Genomic DNA, 19516 nt, shown 5'->3' with positions numbered 1-19516 from the left:
TGGGAGGGAACCGCTCATGACCACGACCGGAACCGAGAAGCGCCCCTGGCGCGGCGTCCTCGTCGCCACCGCACTCCCGCTGAACGACGACCTCTCCGTCCACTACGACAAGTACGCCGAACACTGCGCCTGGCTGGTCGAGAACGGCTGCGACGGCGTCGTACCGAACGGCTCGCTCGGCGAGTACCAGGTGCTCACGCCCGAGGAGCGCGCAAAGGTCGTCGAGACGGCCGTGTCGGCGATCGGCGGCTCCCGGGTGATGCCCGGCGTCGCCGCCTACGGCTCCGCCGAGGCCCGCCGCTGGGCCGAGCAGGCCCGTGACACGGGCTGCCGGTCCGTGATGCTGCTGCCGCCGAACGCCTACCGTGCCGACGAGCGTTCCGTCCTCGCCCACTACGAGGAGGTCGCCAAGGCGGGCCTCCCCGTCGTCGCGTACAACAACCCCATCGACACCAAGGTCGACCTGGTCCCCGAACTGCTCGCGAAACTGCACGCGGAGGGGTACATCCACGGCGTCAAGGAGTTCTCCGGCGATGTGCGCCGCGCCTACCGGATCGCCGAACTCGCCCCGGAACTCGACCTGTTGATCGGCGCCGACGACGTCCTGCTGGAGCTGGCCGTCGCGGGAGCCAAGGGCTGGGTGGCCGGCTACCCGAACGCGCTGCCCGCCGCGAGCGTCGAGCTGTACCACGCCGCCGTCGAGGGCGACCTCGACACGGCACGGCACCTCTACCGGCAACTGCACCCGCTGCTGCGCTGGGACTCCCAGGTCGAGTTCGTGCAGGCCATCAAGCTGTCCATGGACATCGTGGGCCGTCATGGCGGCCGGGTGCGCCCACCGCGCGTCGCGCTGCTGCCCGAGCAGGAGGCCACGGTCCGCGCCGCCACCGAGAAGGCCGTCGCCGCCGGTCTGGCCTGAACCCCGCTCTCTGCTCGCCGCCTCCGCCCCCTCCGCGAGTCCCCTCCAACCCCCCTACGCCCGCCCCCCAACCCGCTCGACCGGCAGGAGTTACGGATCCCATGCGCAGCAAACTCGTCCTGCACGCCGTCGACTCGCACACCGAGGGCATGCCCACCCGGGTGATCACCGGCGGTGTCGGCACCGTCCCCGGCGCGACCATGAACGAGCGGCGGCTGTACTTCCGTGAGCACCGCGACGACATCAAGCAGTTCCTGATGAACGAGCCGCGCGGTCACGCGGCGATGAGCGGCGCCATTCTCCAGCCGTCCACCCGCCCCGACTGCGACTACGGCGTCCTGTACATCGAGGTCTCCGGCTACCTCCCGATGTGCGGGCACGGCACCATCGGCGTCGCGACCGTCCTGGTGGAGACCGGCATGGTCGAGGTCGTCGAGCCGGTCACCACCATCCGGCTCGACACCCCGGCCGGCCCGGTCGTCGCCGAGGTCGCGGTCGAGGACGGCGCCGCCAAGGAGGTCACGCTCAAGAACGTGCCGTCCTTCTCGGCCGGCCTGGACCGCAAGGCCACGCTCGCCGACGGCCGGACGGTGACCTACGACCTCGCGTACGGCGGCAACTTCTACGCGATCCTCCCGCTGGAGCAGTTCGGGCTGCCCTTCGACCGGGCCCGCAAGGACGACATCCTCGCCGCCGGACTGTCGCTGATGGAGGCCATCAACGCGGAGGGCGAGCCCGTCCACCCCGAGGACCCGTCCATCCGCGGCTGCCACCACGTCCACCTGTACGCGCCCGGCGCGACCGCCCGTTACTCGCGGCACGCCATGGCCATCCACCCCGGCTGGTTCGACCGCTCGCCCTGCGGTACGGGCACCAGCGCGCGCATGGCGCAGTTGCACGCCCGGGGGGAACTCCCGCTGCACACCGAGTTCGTGAACGAGTCGTTCATCGGGACGCGGTTCACCGGACGGCTGCTCGGCACGACCGAGGTCGCCGGAACCCCGGCGGTACTGCCCAGTTTCACGGGCCGCGCCTGGATCACCGGCACCGCCCAGTACCTGCTGGACCCGACCGACCCGTTCCCGGCGGGCTTCGTGCTCTAGCGTGACGTGCTCCGGCGATACTGGTGGCACGTGACATTGCACCCAGTGCCAGTCCCATCCGCCGTACGAGGAGTCGAGCCATGCCCGCCACGCGCACCAGCAGCGCACCCTCCGCCGCTCCCGCCGCCCTGCCCGTCCTCGGCGGCAAGAAGAGCAGCTACCGCGAGCGCGTCGCCGACGCCCTGCGGGCCGCGCTGATCGCGGGGGAACTGCGGGCGGGCGAGGTGTACTCCGCGCCGACGCTGGCCGCCCGCTTCGGGGTCTCGGCCACGCCGGTGCGCGAGGCCATGCTCGACCTCGCCAAGGAGGGCCTCGTCGACACGGTGCCCAACAAGGGCTTCCGGGTCACCGCGGTCTCCGAGAAGCAGCTCGACGAGTACACCCACATCCGCTCGCTCATCGAGATCCCGACCGCGGTGGCGCTGGCCGCCACCGCGGACCCGGTCTCCCTGGAGGCGCTGCGTCCGGCGGCCCGGGAGATCGTGACCGCGGCGGCGGCCGGTGACCTCATCGCCTACGTCGAGTCCGACATCCGCTTCCACCTCGGCCTGCTCGCCCTCGCGGGCAACGCCCACCTGGTCGAGGTCGTCGGAGACCTCCGCAAGCGCTCCCGCCTCTACGGCCTCAACGCCCTCGTGGAGGCGGGCCGCCTGCAGGACTCGGCGGAGGAGCACCTCGAACTCCTCGACGCCCTCCTGGACCGTGACCCCGAGGCCGTGCGCAGGGTCATGACCCGCCACCTGGGCCATGTGCGGGGCCTGTGGGCGGCCCACTAGGTTCAGTCGGGTTCACCTGGCTTTCTATCGGATTACGCAAGCGGCTTACATTTCTTGCGCTATTCTTGCGCGCATGACGCGACGACTTGCTCAGGTGGCGAAGAAGGTCGGGGTCAGTGAGGCCACGGTCAGCCGGGTGCTCAACGGCAAGCCCGGTGTCTCCGACGCCACCCGGACCGCGGTGCTCTCCGCGCTCGACGTGCTCGGCTACGAGCGGCCCAGCCAACTGCGCGGTGAGCGCGCGCGGCTCGTGGGGCTCGTCCTGCCCGAGCTGCAGAACCCGATCTTCCCGGCCTTCGCCGAAGTGATCGGCGGAGCGCTCGCACAGCTCGGTCTGACCCCGGTGCTCTGCACCCAGACCAAGGGCGGCGTCTCCGAGGCGGACTATGTGGCGCTGCTGCTCCAACAGCAGGTGTCCGGCGTGGTGTTCGCGGGCGGACTGTACGCGCAGGCCGACGCGCCGCACGAGCACTACCGACAGCTCGCGGACCGCAACATCCCGGTCGTGCTGGTCAACGCCGCCATAGAGCACCTGGGCTTCCCCGGCGTCTCCTGCGACGACGCCGTCGCGGTGGAACAGGCCTGGCGGCACCTCGTCTCGCTCGGCCACGAGCGGATCGGGCTCGTGCTCGGGCCCGCCGACCACATGCCCTCGGGCCGGAAGCTGGCGGCGGCGCGGGCCCTCGCCCCCGAGCTGCCCGAGGCGCATGTCGCGCGGGCCATGTTCTCGATCGAGGGCGGCCACGCGGCGGCCTCCCGGCTCATCGACCGCGGGGTCACCGGTTTCATCTGCGCCAGCGACCCGCTCGCCCTCGGCGTGGTGCGGGCCGCCCGCCGCAAGGGACTTGACGTACCGTCACAGGTGTCCGTCGTCGGCTACGACGACTCCGCGCTGATGAACTGCACCGAGCCGCCCCTCACCACGGTCCGCCAGCCCATCGAGGCGATGGGACGGGCGGCCGTCGAGCTGCTGAGCACCCAGATCGGCGGCAGCAGCGTCACCGCCGAAGAGCTCCTGTTCGAACCCGAGTTGGTCGTCCGGGGGTCGACCGCGCAAGCACCCCGCCACTAGATCCACCCGGCTGTCGAATAATTACATATTCTGCGTGACATCTTGCGGACTCCTGTCGCCGGTGCTTGAGTGTGCCGCGCCAGAACACGGCGGTGCGCCAGAGCACATCGGCGCGCCCCGTGGGCTTTCCTCGCTCCTGCCCGAAGGGGTCCACCGATGAGAAGTCCCGGCTTCCGCCGTACCGCCGTCCTGCTCACGGCGTCCGCCCTCACGCTCACCGCCACCGCCTGCGGTGGCAGCGGCGACGGCTCAGCGGGCGGCAGGACCCGCATCACGGTCAACTGCATGCCGCCGAAGAGTGCCAAGGTCGACCGCTCGTTCTTCGAGGCCGACATCAAGGCGTTCGAGAAGCAGAACCCGGACGTCGACGTCGTCGCGCACGACGCGTTCCCCTGCCAGGACCCCAAGACGTTCGACGCCAAGCTGGCAGGCGGCCAGATGGAGGACGTCTTCTACACGTACTTCACCGACGCCAAGCACGTCGTCGACATCAACCAGGCCGCCGACATCACCTCGTACGTCAAGGACCTCAAGAGCTACGGCACCCTCCAGCAGCAGTTGCGCGACATCTACACCGTCGACGGCAAGATCTACGGAGTTCCGCGCACCGGCTACTCGATGGGCCTCATCTACAACCGCAAGCTCTTCGAGAGGGCCGGCCTCGACCCCGACAAGCCCCCGGCGACGTGGGAGGAAGTGCGCGCGGACGCCAAGAGGATAGCGGCGCTCGGCGGCGGCACCGTCGGCTACGCCGACTACAGCGCCCAGAACCAGGGCGGCTGGCACTTCACCGCCGAGATGTACTCCCAGGGCGGCGACGTCGTCGCGCCGGACGGCAAGAAGGCCACCGTCGACACCCCGGAGGGCAAGGCCGTCCTGCAGAACCTGCACGACATGCGCTGGACCGACAACTCCATGGGCAGCAAGCAGCTCCTCGTCCTCAACGACGTCCAGCAGCTGATGGGCTCGGGGAAGCTCGGCATGTACCTCTCCGCGCCCGACAACATCCCGATCCTCGTGAAGGAGAAGGGCGGCAACTACAAGGACCTCGCCCTCGCGCCCATGCCCGGCGGCAAGGGCACGCTGATCGGCGGCGACGGCTACATGTTCAACAAGAAGGACAGCCCCGAGCAGATCAAGGCCGGCCTGAAGTGGCTCGACCACATGTTCCTCACGCCCGGCAAGGGCTTCCTCGGCGACTACGCCCGCGCCAAGCAGAACGACGCCCCCGTCGGCCTGCCCGAGCCCCGGCTCTTCACCGGCGCCGCCGACGCCACGGACCAGCAGGTCAAGAAGGCCAACGCCAATGTGCCCGTGGAGAACTACCAGGCCTTCCTGGACGGCAACCAGAGCCTGCAGATGAAGATCGAGCCGCCCCAGGCCCAGCAGATCTACTCGGTCCTCGACGGCGCCGTCTCCGCGGTCCTCACCAAGAAGGACGCGAACATCGACCAGCTCCTGAAGGACGCGTCCGGGAAGATCGACTCCATCCTGTCCCGGGGCTGACCCCGCCCATGAAGACCGCATCGAAGCCCGTGGCACTGCCTCCGGCCGCCGTCGGCGCGCCGGAGGTACCGCGGTCGGCCGGGCGCCGGGCAGGGGGCCCGTGGCGCCGGCGCCTGGCCGACCAGTCCCGTGCGTACGCCTTCCTCGTCGGCGGCCTGCTCTGCTTCGCGCTGTTCTCCTGGTATCCCGCGATCCGCGCGGTCGTGATCGCCTTCCAGAAGTACACGCCGGGCTCACCGCCCCAGTGGGTCGGCACCGCCAACTTCACCCGTGTCTTCCACGACCCGGAGTTCACCGCGGCCTGGCGCAACACGTTCACCTTCACGCTCCTCGCGCTGCTCATCGGCTTCGCCGTCCCGTTCGTGATGGCCCTGGTACTGAACGAACTCCGGCACGCCAAGGCCTTCTTCAGGGTCGTGGTGTACCTGCCGGTGATGATCCCGCCGGTGGTCAGCGCCCTGCTGTGGAAGTGGTTCTACGATCCCGGAGCGGGCCTCGCCAACGAGGCGCTGCGCTTTGTGCACCTGCCCACCTCGAACTGGTCCAACGGCGCCGACACCGCGCTCGTCTCCCTGGTGATCGTCGCGACCTGGGCCAACCTCGGCGGCACCGTCCTCATCTACCTGGCCGCGCTGCAGAGCATCCCCGGCGAGCTGTACGAGGCGGCCGAGCTGGACGGCGCGAACATCTGGCAGCGCGTCCGCCATGTGACGATCCCGCAGACCCGCTTCATCATCCTCATGCTGATGCTGCTGCAGATCATCGCCACCATGCAGGTCTTCACGGAACCGTTCGTGATCACCGGCGGCGGCCCCGAGAACGCGACCGTGACGGTCCTCTACCTGATCTACAAGTACGCCTTCCTCTACAACGACTTCGGAGGGGCGTGTGCCTTGAGCGTCATGCTGCTCGCCCTGCTCAGCGCCTTCTCGGCGGTGTATCTGCGGCTGACCCGCTCCACCGCGGAGGAGTCATGAGCACCCGTACCCTGGTCTCGCCGCTCACCCTGGCCCGCCCCCGTGGCAAGGCCGTCTACTGGACCGTCTTCACGGGCGTCGTCCTGCTCTTCGCGCTCGCCTTCCTCTTCCCGGTCTACTGGATGGTGACCGGCGCCATGAAGTCGCCGGACGAGGTCACCCGTACGCCCCCGAGCCTGGTCCCCGAGCACTGGAGCCTCAGCGGCTACACCGACGCCTGGGACCTGATGGACCTGCCCACCCATCTGTGGAACACCGTGGTGCAGGCCACCGGTGCCTGGCTGCTGCAACTCGTGTTCTGCACCGCCGCCGCGTACGCCCTCTCCAAGCTGAAGCCGGCCTTCGGCAAGCTGATCCTCGGTGGCATCCTCGCCACCCTCATGGTCCCGGCGCAGGCCCTGGTCGTACCGAAGTACCTGACCGTCGCCGACCTCCCGCTGATCCACACCAGTCTGCTCAACGATCCGCTCGGCATCTGGCTGCCCGCCGTGGCCAACGCCTTCAACCTCTATCTCCTCAAGCGCTTCTTCGACCAGATCCCGCGCGACGTCCTGGAGGCGGCCGAGATCGACGGCGCCGGGCGGCTGCGCACCCTCTGGTCGATCGTGCTGCCCATGTCCCGGCCCGTCCTGGGCGTCGTGTCGATCTTCGCCCTGGTCGCCGTCTGGCAGGACTTCCTCTGGCCGTTGATGGTCTTCTCCGACACCGGCAAACAGCCGATCAGCGTCGCCCTGGTCCAGCTGTCGCAGAACATCCAGCTGACCGTGCTCATCGCCGCGATGGTGATCGCCAGCATTCCCATGGTCGTGATGTTCCTGGTGTTCCAGCGGCACATCATCGCCGGGATCAGCGCGGGCAGCACCAAGGGCTGACGCCCGCAGGTGACCTCCTCGAACGAAAGGCAACGCACCGTGGGACAGCCCCGCCCTGCCCGAAATCAGTCCGAGTGGTGGCGCTCCGCCGTCATCTACCAGGTGTACGTCCGCAGCTTCGCGGACGGCGACGGCGACGGCACCGGCGACCTCGCGGGCGTCCGCGCCCGGCTCCCGTACCTCGCCGAACTCGGCGTGGACGCCCTGTGGTTCAACCCCTGGTACCTCTCCCCGATGAAGGACGGCGGCTACGACGTCGCCGACTACCGCGTCATCGACCCGGCCTTCGGGACGCTCGGCGAGGCGGAGAAACTCATCGCCGAGGCCCGGGAGCTGGGCATCCGCAGCCTCGTCGACATCGTGCCCAACCATGTCTCCGACCAGCACCCGTGGTTCCGGGCCGCCCTGGCCGGAGGGCCCGAGCGCGAGCTCTTCCACTTCCGCCCCGGACGCGGCGCACACGGGGAGATCCCGCCCAACGACTGGCCGTCCCAGTTCGCCGGCTCCGCCGAGCCCGTCTGGACCCGGCTGCCCGACGGCGCCTGGTACCTCCACCTGTTCACCCCCGAACAGCCCGACCTCAACTGGGCGCACCCCGCCGTCCGCCGGGAGCACGAGGAGATCCTGCGCTTCTGGTTCGAGCGCGGTGTGGCGGGCGTCCGCATCGACTCGGCCGCCCTGCTCGCCAAGGACCCGGACCTCCCCGACTTCGTCGAGGGCCGCGACCCGCATCCGTACGTCGACCGCGACGAACTCCACGACGTGTACCGCTCCTGGCGTACGGTCGCAGACGCCTACGACGGCATCTTCGTCGGAGAGGTCTGGCTCCCCGACACCGAGCGCTTCGCCCGCTATCTGCGCCCCGACGAACTCCACACCGCCTTCAACTTCTCGTTCCTGTCCTGCCCCTGGGACGCCCGGCGCCTGCGTACGTCCATCGACGAGACCCTCGCCGAACACGCCCCGGTCGGGGCGCCCGCCACCTGGGTGCTGTGCAACCACGACGTGACCCGCACGGTCACCCGCTACGGCCGCGCCGACACCGGCTTCGACTTCGCCACCAAGGCCTTCGGCACCCCGACCGACCTCGCCCTCGGCACCCGCCGCGCCCGCGCCGCCGCCCTGCTCTCCCTCGCCCTGCCCGGCGCCGTCTACCTCTACCAGGGCGAGGAACTGGGCCTGCCCGAGGCCGAGATACCCCGCGACCGCATCGAGGACCCGATGCACTTCCGCTCCGGCGGCACCGACCCGGGGCGGGACGGCTGCCGGGTCCCGCTGCCGTGGAGGGCCGACGCGCCGTACGCGGGCTTCGGGGGCGAGCCCTGGCTGCCGCAGCCGGCCGGCTGGTCCGCGTACGCCGCCGACCTCCAGGCCGCCGACCCCGGCTCGATGCTCTCCCTCTACCGCGCGGCCCTGCGGCTCCGGCCCGAGTTCGGCGACGGCCCGCTCACCTGGCTGCCCGCGCCCGAGGGCGTCCTCGCCTTCGCCCGCCCAGGTCAGGAGGGCCGGCTGCGGTGCATCGTGAACCTCGCCGACGCGCCCGCCGACCTCCCCGCACACTCCCGACTCCTCCTCGGCAGCGGCCCCTTGGACCCGGAGGGACGGCTGCCGAAGGACACCGCGGTCTGGCTGCGCGACTGAGACCGCGTCCGCCGTCCCCGCACCGCGCTGTCCCCGCACCCCCACCGCGAAGGGATCAGCACATGCACAACAGGTCAGATCTGTCAGGCCCATGCCAAGACTTGCCACCGTCGCCGCCACCACCGTCGCCCTCACGGCCGGCGTGCTCGCGATGACCGCACCCACCGCGCACGCGGCCGTCGGCGCCCGGCTCGCCGGGCCCGAACTCCAGCGTCTCCGGAATGTGGCTCCAGCGCCTCAAGGTCGGCCTCTGGCTGATGGGCAACAACGACAACCTCGTCGTCGAGAACAACCGCATCCTCGACACCACCGCCGACGGCCTCAACCTCAACGGCAACGCATGCGGGGTCCGCGTCCGCAACAACTTCCTGCGCAACAACGGCGACGACACCCTCGCCATGTGGTCGCTGTACGCGCCCGACACCGACAGCAGCTTCGAGAACAACACCATCTCCCAGCCGAACCTCGCCAACGGCACCACGATCACCGACAGTCCCTACAGCGCCTTCGAGTTCGTGTCGGGCGGCGGCCACGGGTACGCGACGAAGAACATCGCGGTGGACGGCGCGACGGTCAGGAACACCGGCACGGTCGTCGTCCAGGCCGAATCGCAGGGCACGGCCAGGTTCAGCAACGTCCAGGCCACCGCGGTCGGCGCGGCGGGCCTCTACAACTGCCCCTACCCGACCGGTTCCGGCGCCTTCACCCTCACCAACGGCGGCGGCAACTCCGGCCACCGGATCGCAGGACGTCGCTCTCCAGAGGCGTGAGCGCCGCGTAGTTGGTCAATTCCGCTGCGCTCAAGCCTTCGGCGTACGCGCCAGGCAGTTGACTGAGGTGGAGGCGTAACTCAGGTGAGCGTCTTTTCGGGGGGACCGGTATCGGTCGCCCCGCGCTTCGCCGCCTGGATCTGCTCGTACACATGGGTCCGCAGCTCGGCGAAGCGCGGGGCGACCCGGGTGTGCAACTGGTCCCGCTCGTCCGGGAGATCGACCTTCAGCTGCTCCTGTACGACGGTGGGCGAGGCGGAGAGGATCAGGACGCGTTCGCCGAGGTAGACGGCCTCGTCGATGTCGTGGGTGACGAACAGGATCGTGATGCCGCGCTTCCGCCACAGCCCGCGCACCAGATCCTCCAGATCGGCACGGGTCTGCGCGTCGACCGCCGCGAACGGCTCGTCCATCAGCAGCACGTCCGGCTCGTACGCGAGCGCGCGGGCGATCGCGACACGCTGCTGCATCCCGCCCGACAGCTGCCACGGGTACGCCCCCGCCGCCTCCGCGAGCCCGACCGACTCCAGCGCGTCGGCCACCAGCTCCCGCCGCCGCTCCCTGCTCAACTTCTTCTGCTTCAGGGGAAGTTCGACGTTCTCGCGGACCCGCATCCAGGGGAAGAGGCTGCGCCCGTACTCCTGGAACACGAACGCCATCCCGGGCGGCGGCCCGTTCACCGGCCGTCCCCCCAGCCGGACTTCGCCCGCGGTCGGCGTCAGCAGGCCGCCCATGCACTTCAGGAGCGTGGTCTTGCCGCAGCCCGACGGGCCGACCAGACAGACGAGTTCGCCCGCCTCGACGGTGAAGGTGAGGTCCCGTACCGCCTCCACCCGGCGCCCGGAACCTTCGTAGACCTTCTTCAGGCCGTGTACGTCGAGCATGGACCGCCCTTTCGCGAGCTTCACGGGGATCGCCGGGATGCCGTGCGCCGACCGTGGTACCAGCCGAGCACCCGGCGCTCGACCAGCTGGAAGACGACCGACAGAAGGAAACCGAGCAGGCCCAGGACGAGGATTCCGGTCCACATGTCGGGGATCGCGAAGCTCCGCTGGAACTGGACGACGGTGAAGCCGAGGCCGTTGCTGGCCGCGAACATCTCGCTGATGACCATCAGGATGATTCCGATGGACAGTGACTGGCGCAGCCCCGCGAAGATCTGCGGGCTCGCCGCGCGCAGGACCACCCGACGCAGCCGGGCGACACCCGTGATGCCGTACGAACGGGCGGTCTCCGCCATCACCGAGTCGACCGCCCGCACGCCCTCGACCGTGTTGAGCAGAATCGGCCAGACGCAGCCGCTCGCGATCACGACGATCTTCATCATGTCGCCGATACCCGCGAACAGCATGATGACCGGAACGAGGACCGGTGGCGGTACCGCGCGCAGGAATTCGAGGACCGGTTCGCACACGGCCCGCACCCGCCGGTAGGAGCCGATGACCGTGCCCAGCGCCACGCCCACGACCGCCGCCGAGACATACCCGGCGAGCAGCCGCAGCAGGCTCGGCAGGACGTCGGAGCGCAGCCGCTCGCCCGTCCAGACGTCCGGGAAGGTCTTGAGGATCGTACGCAGTGGCGGCCAGAAGACATTGGTGCTGCCGTCGGAGGCGAACCACCAGCCCGTGACGAGCAGCGCGGGCAGCGCGACGACGAAGAGCAGCCGCAGCAGGAAGAGCCTCACACCGCCACCTCCCCGCGCACCGACTGGTGCCAGGCCAGCGCCCGTCGCTCCACCGTGCGGGCGCCCACGTTGATCAGCAGCCCGAGCAGTCCGGTGACCACCACCAGCGCGTACATGTCGGGGACCGCCTGCGAGGTCTCGGCGACCGCGATCCGCGCGCCCAACCCCGGTGCGCCGATGACGAGTTCGGCGGTCACGGCGAGGACGAGGGCGACCGCGCCGGCCAGCCGGACGCCGGTCATGACGTACGGGAGAGCCGTGGGCCACAGGACGTACCGGACGCGCGCCCACGGGCCGAGGCCGTAGGAGCGGGCCGTCTCCTCCGCCACCGGGTCGACGTCCCGGACGCCGTACAGGACCTGGACGAGGACCTGCCAGAAGGAGGCGTACACGACGAGCAGCAGGACGGAACGGAGTTCGGTGCCGTAGAGGAGGACGGCGAGGGGGATCAGGGCGACGGACGGGATCGGGCGGAGGAACTCGATCGTCGAGGCGGTGGCCTCGCGCAGATACGGCACGATCGAGACGACCAGCCCCACGACGACACCCGCGCCGACCGCGATCGCCAGCCCCAGGGCCCAGCCGGTGAGGGTGTCGCCGAGCGCCGTCCAGAAGGCGCGGTCGGTGACCTCCTGGCCGAGCGCGTCGGCGATACGGCTGGTCGGCGGGAAGTAGGCCTCCTTGACGAGACCGAGCCGCGGCACCACCTCGCCGAGCGCGAGGAAGGCCGCGAGCCCGGCGGCGCCCAGGGCGGCGTTCGCACCCCTCACGGCAGCAGCTTGTCGAGGTCGGGGGCCGACTTGAAGAGTCCGTCCTGCTCACCCAGCTTCTCCAGCGCCTCGATCGACGCGCGGTTCGGCTCGGCCGGCCACTTCGGGAGGGTGACCTGGGCCAGTGTCGCCGCCGGGATCTTCGTGTACGTGGTGACGATCTGGCGGACCTCGTCCGGGTGGGCGTCGGCGTAGGCGAGGGACTCCGCGGTCGCCTCCCGGAACTTCTTCACCACGTCGGGGTTCTTCTGCTCGTACTGCGTCGACGTGAAGTACATCGCCACGGTGAGGTCCTTGGCGACGTCGACCAGGGACGAGGCGATCTCCGTGGCGCCCTGGCTCTTGACGGTGGCCAGCGCGGGTTCGACCACCATCGCGGCGTCGATCTGGCCGCTGTCGAGGGCGGCGGGCATCTGGTCGAAGGCCAGCTCGACGAACTTCACCTCGGACGGGTCGCCGCCCGCCTTGCGCACCGACTCGCGCACGGCCGTCTCGTTGATGTTCTTCAGGGTGTTGACGGCGACCTTCTTGCCCTCCAGGTCCTTGGCGGACGTGATCGAGCTGCCCTTCTTCACCGTGATGGCGCCGAAGTCCTTGCCCGCGACTCCTGTCGAGGCGACCCCGTTGACGACGGCCTTCACGGGAACGTTCTGGCTCTGGGCGATCATCAGGCTCGTCACGTTGCTGAACCCGAACTGGAACTGGCCGCTGACCACACCCGGCACGATCGCCGCGCCGCCCTGCGCGGTCGTCGTGGACAGTTTCAGGCCGCGCTTGCTGTAGAAGCCCTTCTCCTGGCCCAGATAGAGGGGTGCGACATCGACGATGGGGATGACCCCGACCTTGACCGTGGTGGTACCGCCGGACGACGCGTTCTGGTCCGAGGCGCCACCGCCGCCGGACGAACCGCAGGCCGACGTGGCGACCAGAAAGGATCCGACCGCGAGACCGGCGAGCAGACGACGCATGGCTCCTCCTGTGCAGACGACTTTGTTCCGACAGGTTGTGCGCACACCGCAAGGGTGCTCAGCGGGAAGGTAGAGCCCTGGTACGGCGGGGTCAAGACTTTGGCGACAATATTGTTGACAGTTGGTCCGCCGGGGAGCCGCCGGGGAGCCGCCGGGGAGCCGTCGGGGAGTTGTTGGCGAGTCCGCACGCGATCGCCGCCCCGGTGTGTCACCGGGGCGGCGAGGTGGTGGCGAGGGGTGACGGCAGTGGCCCGCGTCGGGCCGGATCTCCGGGACCCGCGGCTCACAGGTCCAGCACGAGCCGCTTCCCGAGACACCGGGAGACACAGATGAGCATGGTCTCGCCCGCCTCCCGCTCCTCGTCCGTGAGCACCGAGTCCCGGTGGTCCGGGGTTCCTTCGAGGACGTCCGTCTCGCAGGTCCCGCAGGTGCCCTCGGTGCAGGAGAAGAGCACCTCGACGCCCGCGCCCCGCACGGTGTCGAGTACGGAGACGTCCGCGGGGACGGTCAGCGTACGGCCGGAGCGCGCGAGCTCCACCTCGAACTCGGCGTCGCCGCCGGTCTCCTGGACCTTCGGCTGGAAGCGCTCGACGCGCAGCAGCCCGGCGGGGCAGCGCTCCTCCACCGCGTCCAGCAGCGGACCGGGTCCGCAGCAGTAGACGAGGGTGCCCTCGGGGATGCCGGCCAGCACGGAGTCGAGGTCCAGCAGTCCGCTCTCGTCCTGGGGAGCGATGGTCACCCGGCCCCCGTACCGCTCCAACTCACCGGTGAACGCCATGGAGTTACGCGTCCGGCCGCCGTAGAGCAGCGTCCACTCCGCGCCCGTCGCCTCCGCCGCGGCGAGCATCGGCAGGATCGGGGTGATGCCGATGCCGCCCGCGACGAAGCGGTAGCCCGGGGCGGCTGCGAGGGCGAAGTGGTTGCGCGGACCGCGGACACGGACCTTGTCGCCCGCGCCCAACCGCTCGTGCACATGGGCGGATCCACCGCGGCCGTCCGGCTCCCGCAGCACCGCGATCCGCCACACCCGGCGGTCCGAGGGATCACCGCACAGCGAGTACTGTCGCTCCAGCCCCGGTCCGAGCACGACGTCGATGTGGGCGCCCGGCTCCCAGCCGGGGAGCTCCGCGCCGAGCGGGTGGCGCAGGGTGAGGGCGAGGACGCCGTCCGCCGCGAACTCCCGCTGCTGGAAGACGAGTTCGGCTTCGTACGAGGTCATGAGCTGGATCCTTGCGGCTCGTGGCCTTGCGGCTGGTGGCTTTGCGGCTGGTGGCTCTGTGGCTCGTGGCTTTGCGGCTCGTGGCTCTGTGGCTCGTGGCTTTGCGGCTCGTGCCCTTCGGGGTGGGCGAGCATCCACTCCCACATCGCGATCGGATCCTGGGCGCTGTGCTCGGCCCCGCAGTGACAGGTACCGTGCAGCACGTCGGTGCCCGGGATCCAGTCGATGCGGTAGATCTCGCGGGTGGCGAAGCGGGGAGGTGTGGTCACTGGACCTTCTCCATCGGCTTGTCGCCCTCCTCGACCAGCCGGGCGAGGATGCGGCGGGCGGCGAGACCGCCGGTGTCGATGTTGATGCTCAGCTCCTGGTAGCCGCGCCGCTCGGTGCCGAGCGTCCGCTGCAGCAGATTGAGCGCGTCGACGTCCTGCATCACGACCGTGTGGTTGAAGTCCCGCAGGAACGTGGTGACTTCCTCGTCCTCCTTGGCGAAGTCCCGGGAGACCGCCCAGAAGTCGTAGACATGACCGTCGCTCGACGGAGTGATCGCGTACGTGATCTCGGTGTGGAAGCCATTGGGGTCACTGCCGTCCGCCTCGGGCAGCACCCCGACCGGGGCGATGCGGCTGTGCAGCAGGTACAGGCACGGGGCGTGGTACTCGATGTCCTGCCAGCGGGTGATCCGGCCCTCGATGCCGGTCGAACGGGCGTAGAACGGCGGGCACTCGGCGTCGTCCATGTGCCGGCTGACCCGGACGACGCCCGCGCCCTCGTCGACCTCCGTGCTGATCGGCGTCTCGGCGACCTCGGGAGTGCCGATGTAACCGCCGTGCAGATACGTCTCGTGCGAGAGGTCGAGCAGATTGTCGACCAGCAGCCCGTAGTCGGCGTCGATCGGCTCCATGCCGCAGACGGTGGTCCACTCCGGCGAGTCCATGTGCCGGGCGCGCGGGACGGCCGCCGGGTCGGCGAGCGCCGGGTCGCCGATCCAGACCCAGACGAAGGAGTCCTGCTCGACGACGGGGTACGAGGCGACCCGGGCCGTACGCGGTATGCGTTTCTGCCCGGGCACGTACACACAGCTGCCGGTCGTGTCGTACGTGAACCCGTGGTACCCGCACACGATCCTGTCGCCGTCGAGCCGGCTCTCCGAGAGCGGGAAGCGTCGGTGCACACAGCGGTCGGCCAGTGCGACGGCCGTCCCGTCGTCCTCGGTCCGGTAGAAAACGAGCGGTTCGCCGAGGATCGTCCGCCCGAGCAGCTCACGCCCGACCTCGTGCGCGTAGGCGGCGACGTACCACTGGTTCCTGGCGAAGGCGGTGATGTGCGGCATGGTGTTCGGCTCCCGTCTCTGATGGTGGTGGCATCGTTCGGGCAGACATCGCTGGGCCGCAATACGACTTCCGTCTCACGGAAGACGTCCTATGAAATGCCACGTCAGCGGGCTGATGTGTGAGTGCCCTCCCCATTGGCGGTTGCGATGCTCGTCCACTGGGCCGCCGCGCCGACCTCGATCTCCCGTGGCTGTTTGAGCCACGCTTTCGCTCGTAAGTTATGCGCGTATGACTGTTTTCAGAGTTCTGTGGCGAATCTGATGCCGGATCCTGGTGGTACAGGAGCAGAAGTCGCATAGTCGCAGATCAAATGTGTCCGTCGGTGCGTGTGCCGGCTTCTGGGTCGAATCCGGGTCGAATCTGCCTTTCTTTCGGCTCTTCAGTGTGTTGTCGCAGGTCGGGCCGGTAGCGCGAGGGATTGGGGGCAGGAATCGCGAGCAGATTGCTGGCTGAAAGACGCAGAGAGACGGTCATCGACAGGCCGTTCGTCTCCCGGTGACACGCATGGGACGCCTGCTCCGGCCAGCGCAAACAGGGCTGTTGCCGGATGGCGACTCAGCCCAGGAGTGGCTGGTTGGTTTCGGGCGGTGTGGCCGGGAAGGTTCTGACTCTGGCTGCTACGGCCCTATGGCTGGGACTGGGAAGTTGGCGGGGAGCGAATTCGTCGTAGCGCAAGGCAGCGGACTCATCATCCGTCGACCGTGGGTTCGAGTCCCACCCGCCCCTTGTGCAGGTCCCTGACCTGCGAAAACGTCTACTTTTGGATGTCGGACCGTCAACTTTGCCTGAATGGACTGAATCCGCTGCTCGCAAGTTTGGGATCCGGCGGCGCTTGAGGGAGATCCAACCCCTCTGAACTGCGGCGGAGTGGACGATCGAGGTTTTCGCTCGCTGTCCGGGGGGCTGTCATGAGGCTCGATACCAAGATCCAGGGGCCGGGACGACGCCGACGTGGCCGCACCGATGGTGTCCCCGGGCCGGTTCATTGTCCCATTTGCTCTCCAGTGTAAGCAGCCCTCCCGGGGGCGCTGGATCAAGAGGGATAGAACGGAGGAGCCGAGCGCCATCAGGATCGCCCGGGCGGAATGGCTGAGCCCGGGTACCGCAGGACATCGATAGTGAGGTGGTCTCCGGTCGAGCAACCGCGATCCCCGCATTCCCCGCCCTCTCCCGGGTGGGCGTGCGGAAACAGAAGGCCGGCGCAGTATCAGGGTCGGCAGATGGTGTAGCAGTTCCTTCGGGGCCCTGGCGCGAATAGCGCCGGGGCCCCTCCACGCGTTTTTCAGAGAGGTGCAAGTGACAGCAGACGACTCGTTCGGCCGGCTCGATGACGACGACTACCCCGCCTACGCCATGGGCCGGGCCGCAGCGTTGCTCGGCACCACCCAGGGCTTTCTCCGCGTCCTCGGCGAAGCCCGCCTCATCACCCCGCTGCGCTCCGCCGGGGGGCACCGCCGCTACTCCCGCTACCAGTTGCGGATCGCGGCCCGCGCCCGGGAGCTCGTCGACCAGGGCACCCCCATCGAGGCCGCCTGCCGCATCGTCATCCTCGAGGACCAGTTGGAAGAAGCGCAACGCATCAACGCCGAACACCGCCGCGCCGCCGGATCGTCGAACCCGACGGGTCGGTAGCGGCTGTGAGGGGCTAGGTTGGGGGCGCAGTCTCCCGGCGCCGTTCGGGTGTGGTGGTTGAGGCTGCTTCCCGCAGCAGAGCGAGCCTGCGGCGTTCCATGAGCGCCGGGCCCGCCTCGACTCCCGTAGAGGCCGACAGGCCCGGTGTGTCCCTGGCGGGCAGCTTCGATACCCGGGTTTCATGCTTCCGGGTCCTGCCTGCGGGAGAGTGCTCGATGTGGACGGTACGGGGGCCACGTCACGCGAGGCACACGGCCGCCGGCCGACCGGCAGCCGTCGCCATGAACTACTCGAACAGGCGAGACGGGACCGGCTACGCGGTGGCCGGGATGAGGGCGATGTCCGCGGTGATGCGCTTGCCGAGGGGGGTCTGCTCGACGATGACGGTTTGGGCGAGTGCCCTGACGATCTCCAGGCCGTGCTGGCCGACGCGTTCCGGATCCAGCGCCTGTGCAGCCGACACTGCGGGATTGCTGTCCCAGAGTTCAACCCGTACCACGGCACTGGTGACCCGCAGGTGCAAGAGGGCCGGTCCCGGCGCGTACTTTCGGGCGTTGGTCACCAGTTCGCTGACGATCAGCTGGACGATCTCGACCGTGGCGGTCACCACCGGGATGCCGTGGTCGTCTCTCACTTTCGTCAGGAAAGCCGCGGCCATATGACGGGCCTGAGCTATGCGGGAGCCGTCGCTGTCCAGCGCGAGCGATGTCTCCAACAGCGAGGCCGTTTCGTCTTCGGCCCCTCTTGTCTCGTCCATCCGTGCCCGCTTCCCTCTCCCCGCCCGCTACCCCTTTCAGGGCTGGTGCGCCCGCCTGGAACGTTACCTGCAGCACAGGCGCACGGGGGTAACACCCTTATAAGGTGCAGCGCTTCCGGCGTCCTGCAGTGCGCTCGCCTTCATGGACTCCAGCGCCGTCAGCGTCCTGGCCGCACAACGCGATGAAGCGTCCGCCGGCGGCTGGATTCGGCTGGCGGCCTTGTGGGCAGCGGTTCAGCGGGTCGTTGAAATCGTTGGTCTCGACACGGTCATTCCCTGCTGTCCCACGCTCCGTCAAGGCCTCCCCTCCTGACGACAGGCAAAGCCGTTCCGCTCCCGGTCAGCGGCCGGACTCTCCCCACAGGTCGTCATGGATGCGGCGCCCGTCGGGCAGACGGCGAACGAACACCAAGGTTTCAGCCCGCTGTCAGCTGCCATGTCCAGGTGAAGCCGAGCCTTTGAGCGCACGGCACTTCGGGAGGGCGCAGGTTGCCCGACACGATCCACGGTGACGTCCCCTCACCGGATCGAACGCTCGACTACTGCTCCGGACGCGGCGATCAGCGCAGGTCCGCCTCATGTTGGCGGCTGCTCTCGGCCGCTGTTCAATGCGATCTTGCGAACAGCCGCACACGCCAAAGCGCCCCGACAACCCTGGCTGCGGCTGACGACTCCGCTTTTCTGGAACGCTGCACTGTGAGTGAGTCAATATCTGTGCTCGCGAGGTGAGAGTTTGCCGGACCGTGTAGTGAGAGTTTTTGCCGCAATGAGCGGAGTAGAATTACTTAACCGACGCGGGCCGTTGCGGCGTGCTACTGTCCATCTCAGTTGCAGTTGTGGTTCCCGAACTTCAAGTGCTCCCACTCGGCTTCTGTCGGGGAGAGCGCTTTTGTATTTCCGGTCATTTTCCGGCGGGGTAATCATCGCGGCGACACGGTGTTCGCACAGTGCTGACGCCGGTGTACTGCCCCAAAGGAGATATGACATGGCTGCTGGTACCGTGAAGTGGTTCAACGCGGACAAGGGTTTCGGCTTCATCGAGCAGGACGGTGGCGGCGCTGACGTGTTCGCCCACTTCTCGAACATTGCCGCCCAGGGCTTCCGTGAGCTGCTCGAAGGCCAGAAGGTGACCTTCGACATCGCGCAGGGCCAGAAGGGCCCGACGGCCGAGAACATCGTTCCGGCCTGACGCTGACGCGGACTGTGTAGCTGGGGCCCGCATCCCTCGGGGTGCGGGCCCCAGCTACACGCATTTTCCCGCAGCGGTTTCACCTGCGGGACGGCTCGGAGAAATCCGCAGTCTCACCACACGCGGCTCCTCCTTCAGGATGCAGGCGCATCCTGAAGAGCCACACCGCACCTCGGCGCCCGGGACTTTACGTCCTTGCTGCGTCACCTATTTCAGCATTTACGCCCGCCGCGGATTCCCGCCGGCCGGATTTGCTTTGGCATCGGTCCATACTTGTAATTCCGTGCTGCTCACCGCTTGCGGGAATTCCTTGATATGTGCCGCATCGAG

18 protein-coding genes and 2 pseudogenes are annotated in these 19516 nt (G+C 68.9%); 12 read left to right on the top strand and 8 right to left on the bottom strand.

Annotation, left to right across the window (positions count from 1 at the left end; translation table 11 throughout):
* Window positions 1-16 precede the first annotated feature (16 nt).
* The 9 genes and pseudogenes from RV986_RS08620 to RV986_RS08580 all read left to right on the top strand — a co-directional run.
* Window positions 17-919 carry a dihydrodipicolinate synthase family protein gene (locus RV986_RS08620; protein WP_475916818.1) on the top strand — a complete coding sequence of 301 codons (903 nt, stop codon included), beginning with the start codon at window positions 17-19 and terminating at the stop codon, window positions 917-919.
* Between the two features lie 101 nt (window positions 920-1020).
* Complete coding sequence (locus RV986_RS08615; RefSeq protein WP_475916817.1) at window positions 1021-2022, top strand: proline racemase family protein; 1002 nt, start codon at window positions 1021-1023, stop codon at window positions 2020-2022.
* An 80-nt stretch (window positions 2023-2102) separates the two neighbouring features.
* Window positions 2103-2798 carry a GntR family transcriptional regulator gene (locus tag RV986_RS08610; RefSeq protein ID WP_475916816.1) on the top strand — a complete coding sequence of 232 codons (696 nt, stop codon included), beginning with the start codon at window positions 2103-2105 and terminating at the stop codon, window positions 2796-2798.
* 73 nt (window positions 2799-2871) lie between these two features.
* Entirely contained in the window at window positions 2872-3870 is a 999-nt protein-coding gene (locus RV986_RS08605; protein ID WP_475916815.1) for a LacI family DNA-binding transcriptional regulator, read from the top strand.
* A gap of 156 nt (window positions 3871-4026) precedes the next feature.
* Window positions 4027-5376 (top strand): ABC transporter substrate-binding protein, encoded by a 1350-nt coding sequence (locus tag RV986_RS08600; RefSeq protein ID WP_475916814.1) that lies wholly within the window; start codon window positions 4027-4029, stop codon window positions 5374-5376.
* 8 nt (window positions 5377-5384) lie between these two features.
* Window positions 5385-6353 (top strand): carbohydrate ABC transporter permease, encoded by a 969-nt coding sequence (locus RV986_RS08595; RefSeq protein ID WP_475916813.1) that lies wholly within the window; start codon window positions 5385-5387, stop codon window positions 6351-6353.
* Window positions 6350-7225, top strand: coding sequence for a carbohydrate ABC transporter permease (locus tag RV986_RS08590; protein WP_475916812.1), 876 nt, complete (start codon window positions 6350-6352; stop codon window positions 7223-7225). Before RV986_RS08595 ends, RV986_RS08590 begins: the two co-directional genes overlap by 4 nt.
* A 39-nt stretch (window positions 7226-7264) precedes the next feature.
* Window positions 7265-8866, top strand: a complete 1602-nt coding sequence (locus tag RV986_RS08585) for a glycoside hydrolase family 13 protein (protein ID WP_475916811.1) — start codon at window positions 7265-7267, stop codon at window positions 8864-8866.
* Window positions 8867-9054: 188 nt separating this feature from the next.
* Window positions 9055-9636, top strand: a pseudogene (locus RV986_RS08580) (discoidin domain-containing protein); the annotation flags it as partial.
* 80 nt (window positions 9637-9716) lie between these two features.
* Here RV986_RS08580 and RV986_RS08575 read toward each other — a convergent pair.
* The 7 genes from RV986_RS08575 to RV986_RS08545 all read right to left on the bottom strand — a co-directional run bounded on the left by RV986_RS08575 (window position 9717) and on the right by RV986_RS08545 (window position 15607).
* Window positions 9717-10520, bottom strand: coding sequence for an ABC transporter ATP-binding protein (locus tag RV986_RS08575; protein WP_475916810.1), 804 nt, complete (start codon window positions 10518-10520; stop codon window positions 9717-9719).
* A 20-nt stretch (window positions 10521-10540) separates the two neighbouring features.
* Window positions 10541-11320: an ABC transporter permease gene (locus RV986_RS08570; protein WP_475916809.1), complete on the bottom strand. Its 780-nt coding sequence runs from the start codon at window positions 11318-11320 to the stop codon at window positions 10541-10543.
* Window positions 11317-12090: an ABC transporter permease gene (locus RV986_RS08565; protein WP_475916808.1), complete on the bottom strand. Its 774-nt coding sequence runs from the start codon at window positions 12088-12090 to the stop codon at window positions 11317-11319. Before RV986_RS08565 ends, RV986_RS08570 begins: the two co-directional genes overlap by 4 nt.
* Window positions 12087-13058, bottom strand: a complete 972-nt coding sequence (locus RV986_RS08560) for an ABC transporter substrate-binding protein (protein ID WP_475916807.1) — start codon at window positions 13056-13058, stop codon at window positions 12087-12089. Before RV986_RS08560 ends, RV986_RS08565 begins: the two co-directional genes overlap by 4 nt.
* 283 nt (window positions 13059-13341) lie before the next feature.
* Complete coding sequence (locus RV986_RS08555; RefSeq protein WP_475916806.1) at window positions 13342-14277, bottom strand: PDR/VanB family oxidoreductase; 936 nt, start codon at window positions 14275-14277, stop codon at window positions 13342-13344.
* Window positions 14274-14546: a hypothetical protein gene (locus RV986_RS08550; RefSeq protein WP_475924727.1), complete on the bottom strand. Its 273-nt coding sequence runs from the start codon at window positions 14544-14546 to the stop codon at window positions 14274-14276. The genes RV986_RS08555 and RV986_RS08550 overlap by 4 nt, the downstream gene beginning before the upstream one ends.
* Complete coding sequence (locus RV986_RS08545) at window positions 14543-15607, bottom strand: aromatic ring-hydroxylating dioxygenase subunit alpha (RefSeq protein WP_475916805.1); 1065 nt, start codon at window positions 15605-15607, stop codon at window positions 14543-14545. Before RV986_RS08545 ends, RV986_RS08550 begins: the two co-directional genes overlap by 4 nt.
* Before the next feature lie 1297 nt (window positions 15608-16904).
* Here RV986_RS08545 and RV986_RS08540 point away from each other — a divergent pair.
* On the top strand, window positions 16905-17240 hold the full coding sequence (locus RV986_RS08540; RefSeq protein WP_475916804.1) for a helix-turn-helix domain-containing protein: 336 nt from the start codon (window positions 16905-16907) through the stop codon (window positions 17238-17240).
* 313 nt (window positions 17241-17553) lie between these two features.
* Here RV986_RS08540 and RV986_RS08535 read toward each other — a convergent pair whose 3' ends face one another.
* A complete protein-coding gene (locus RV986_RS08535; protein ID WP_475916803.1) occupies window positions 17554-17997 on the bottom strand; it encodes an ATP-binding protein in 444 nt (147 codons plus the stop codon).
* Between the two features lie 136 nt (window positions 17998-18133).
* Here RV986_RS08535 and RV986_RS08530 point away from each other — a divergent pair.
* Window positions 18134-18310, top strand: a pseudogene (locus RV986_RS08530) (STAS domain-containing protein); the annotation flags it as partial.
* A gap of 672 nt (window positions 18311-18982) precedes the next feature.
* Entirely contained in the window at window positions 18983-19186 is a 204-nt protein-coding gene (locus RV986_RS08525; protein WP_151471173.1) for a cold-shock protein, read from the top strand.
* Window positions 19187-19516: the final 330 nt, after the last annotated feature.

The sequence above is a fragment of the Streptomyces sp. RLA012 genome (assembly GCF_056270325.1).
The sequence above is the reverse complement of the archived record's forward strand: the minus strand, read 5'-3'. Positions and strand labels throughout refer to the sequence as shown.

What these genes read in the sequence shown, in the direction of transcription:
- RV986_RS08620 (WP_475916818.1), top strand. Translation starts at nt 17, where the DNA reads ATGACCACGACCGGAACCGAGAAGCGCCCCTGGCGCGGCGTCCTCGTC.
- RV986_RS08615 (WP_475916817.1), top strand. Translation starts at nt 1,021, where the DNA reads ATGCGCAGCAAACTCGTCCTGCACGCCGTCGACTCGCACACCGAGGGC.
- RV986_RS08610 (WP_475916816.1), top strand. Translation starts at nt 2,103, where the DNA reads ATGCCCGCCACGCGCACCAGCAGCGCACCCTCCGCCGCTCCCGCCGCC.
- RV986_RS08605 (WP_475916815.1), top strand. Translation starts at nt 2,872, where the DNA reads ATGACGCGACGACTTGCTCAGGTGGCGAAGAAGGTCGGGGTCAGTGAG.
- RV986_RS08600 (WP_475916814.1), top strand. Translation starts at nt 4,027, where the DNA reads ATGAGAAGTCCCGGCTTCCGCCGTACCGCCGTCCTGCTCACGGCGTCC.
- RV986_RS08595 (WP_475916813.1), top strand. Translation starts at nt 5,385, where the DNA reads ATGAAGACCGCATCGAAGCCCGTGGCACTGCCTCCGGCCGCCGTCGGC.
- RV986_RS08590 (WP_475916812.1), top strand. Translation starts at nt 6,350, where the DNA reads ATGAGCACCCGTACCCTGGTCTCGCCGCTCACCCTGGCCCGCCCCCGT.
- RV986_RS08575 (WP_475916810.1), bottom strand. Translation starts at nt 10,520, where the DNA reads ATGCTCGACGTACACGGCCTGAAGAAGGTCTACGAAGGTTCCGGGCGC.
- RV986_RS08560 (WP_475916807.1), bottom strand. Translation starts at nt 13,058, where the DNA reads ATGCGTCGTCTGCTCGCCGGTCTCGCGGTCGGATCCTTTCTGGTCGCC.
- RV986_RS08555 (WP_475916806.1), bottom strand. Translation starts at nt 14,277, where the DNA reads ATGACCTCGTACGAAGCCGAACTCGTCTTCCAGCAGCGGGAGTTCGCG.
- RV986_RS08545 (WP_475916805.1), bottom strand. Translation starts at nt 15,607, where the DNA reads ATGCCGCACATCACCGCCTTCGCCAGGAACCAGTGGTACGTCGCCGCC.
- RV986_RS08535 (WP_475916803.1), bottom strand. Translation starts at nt 17,997, where the DNA reads ATGGACGAGACAAGAGGGGCCGAAGACGAAACGGCCTCGCTGTTGGAG.
- RV986_RS08525 (WP_151471173.1), top strand. Translation starts at nt 18,983, where the DNA reads ATGGCTGCTGGTACCGTGAAGTGGTTCAACGCGGACAAGGGTTTCGGC.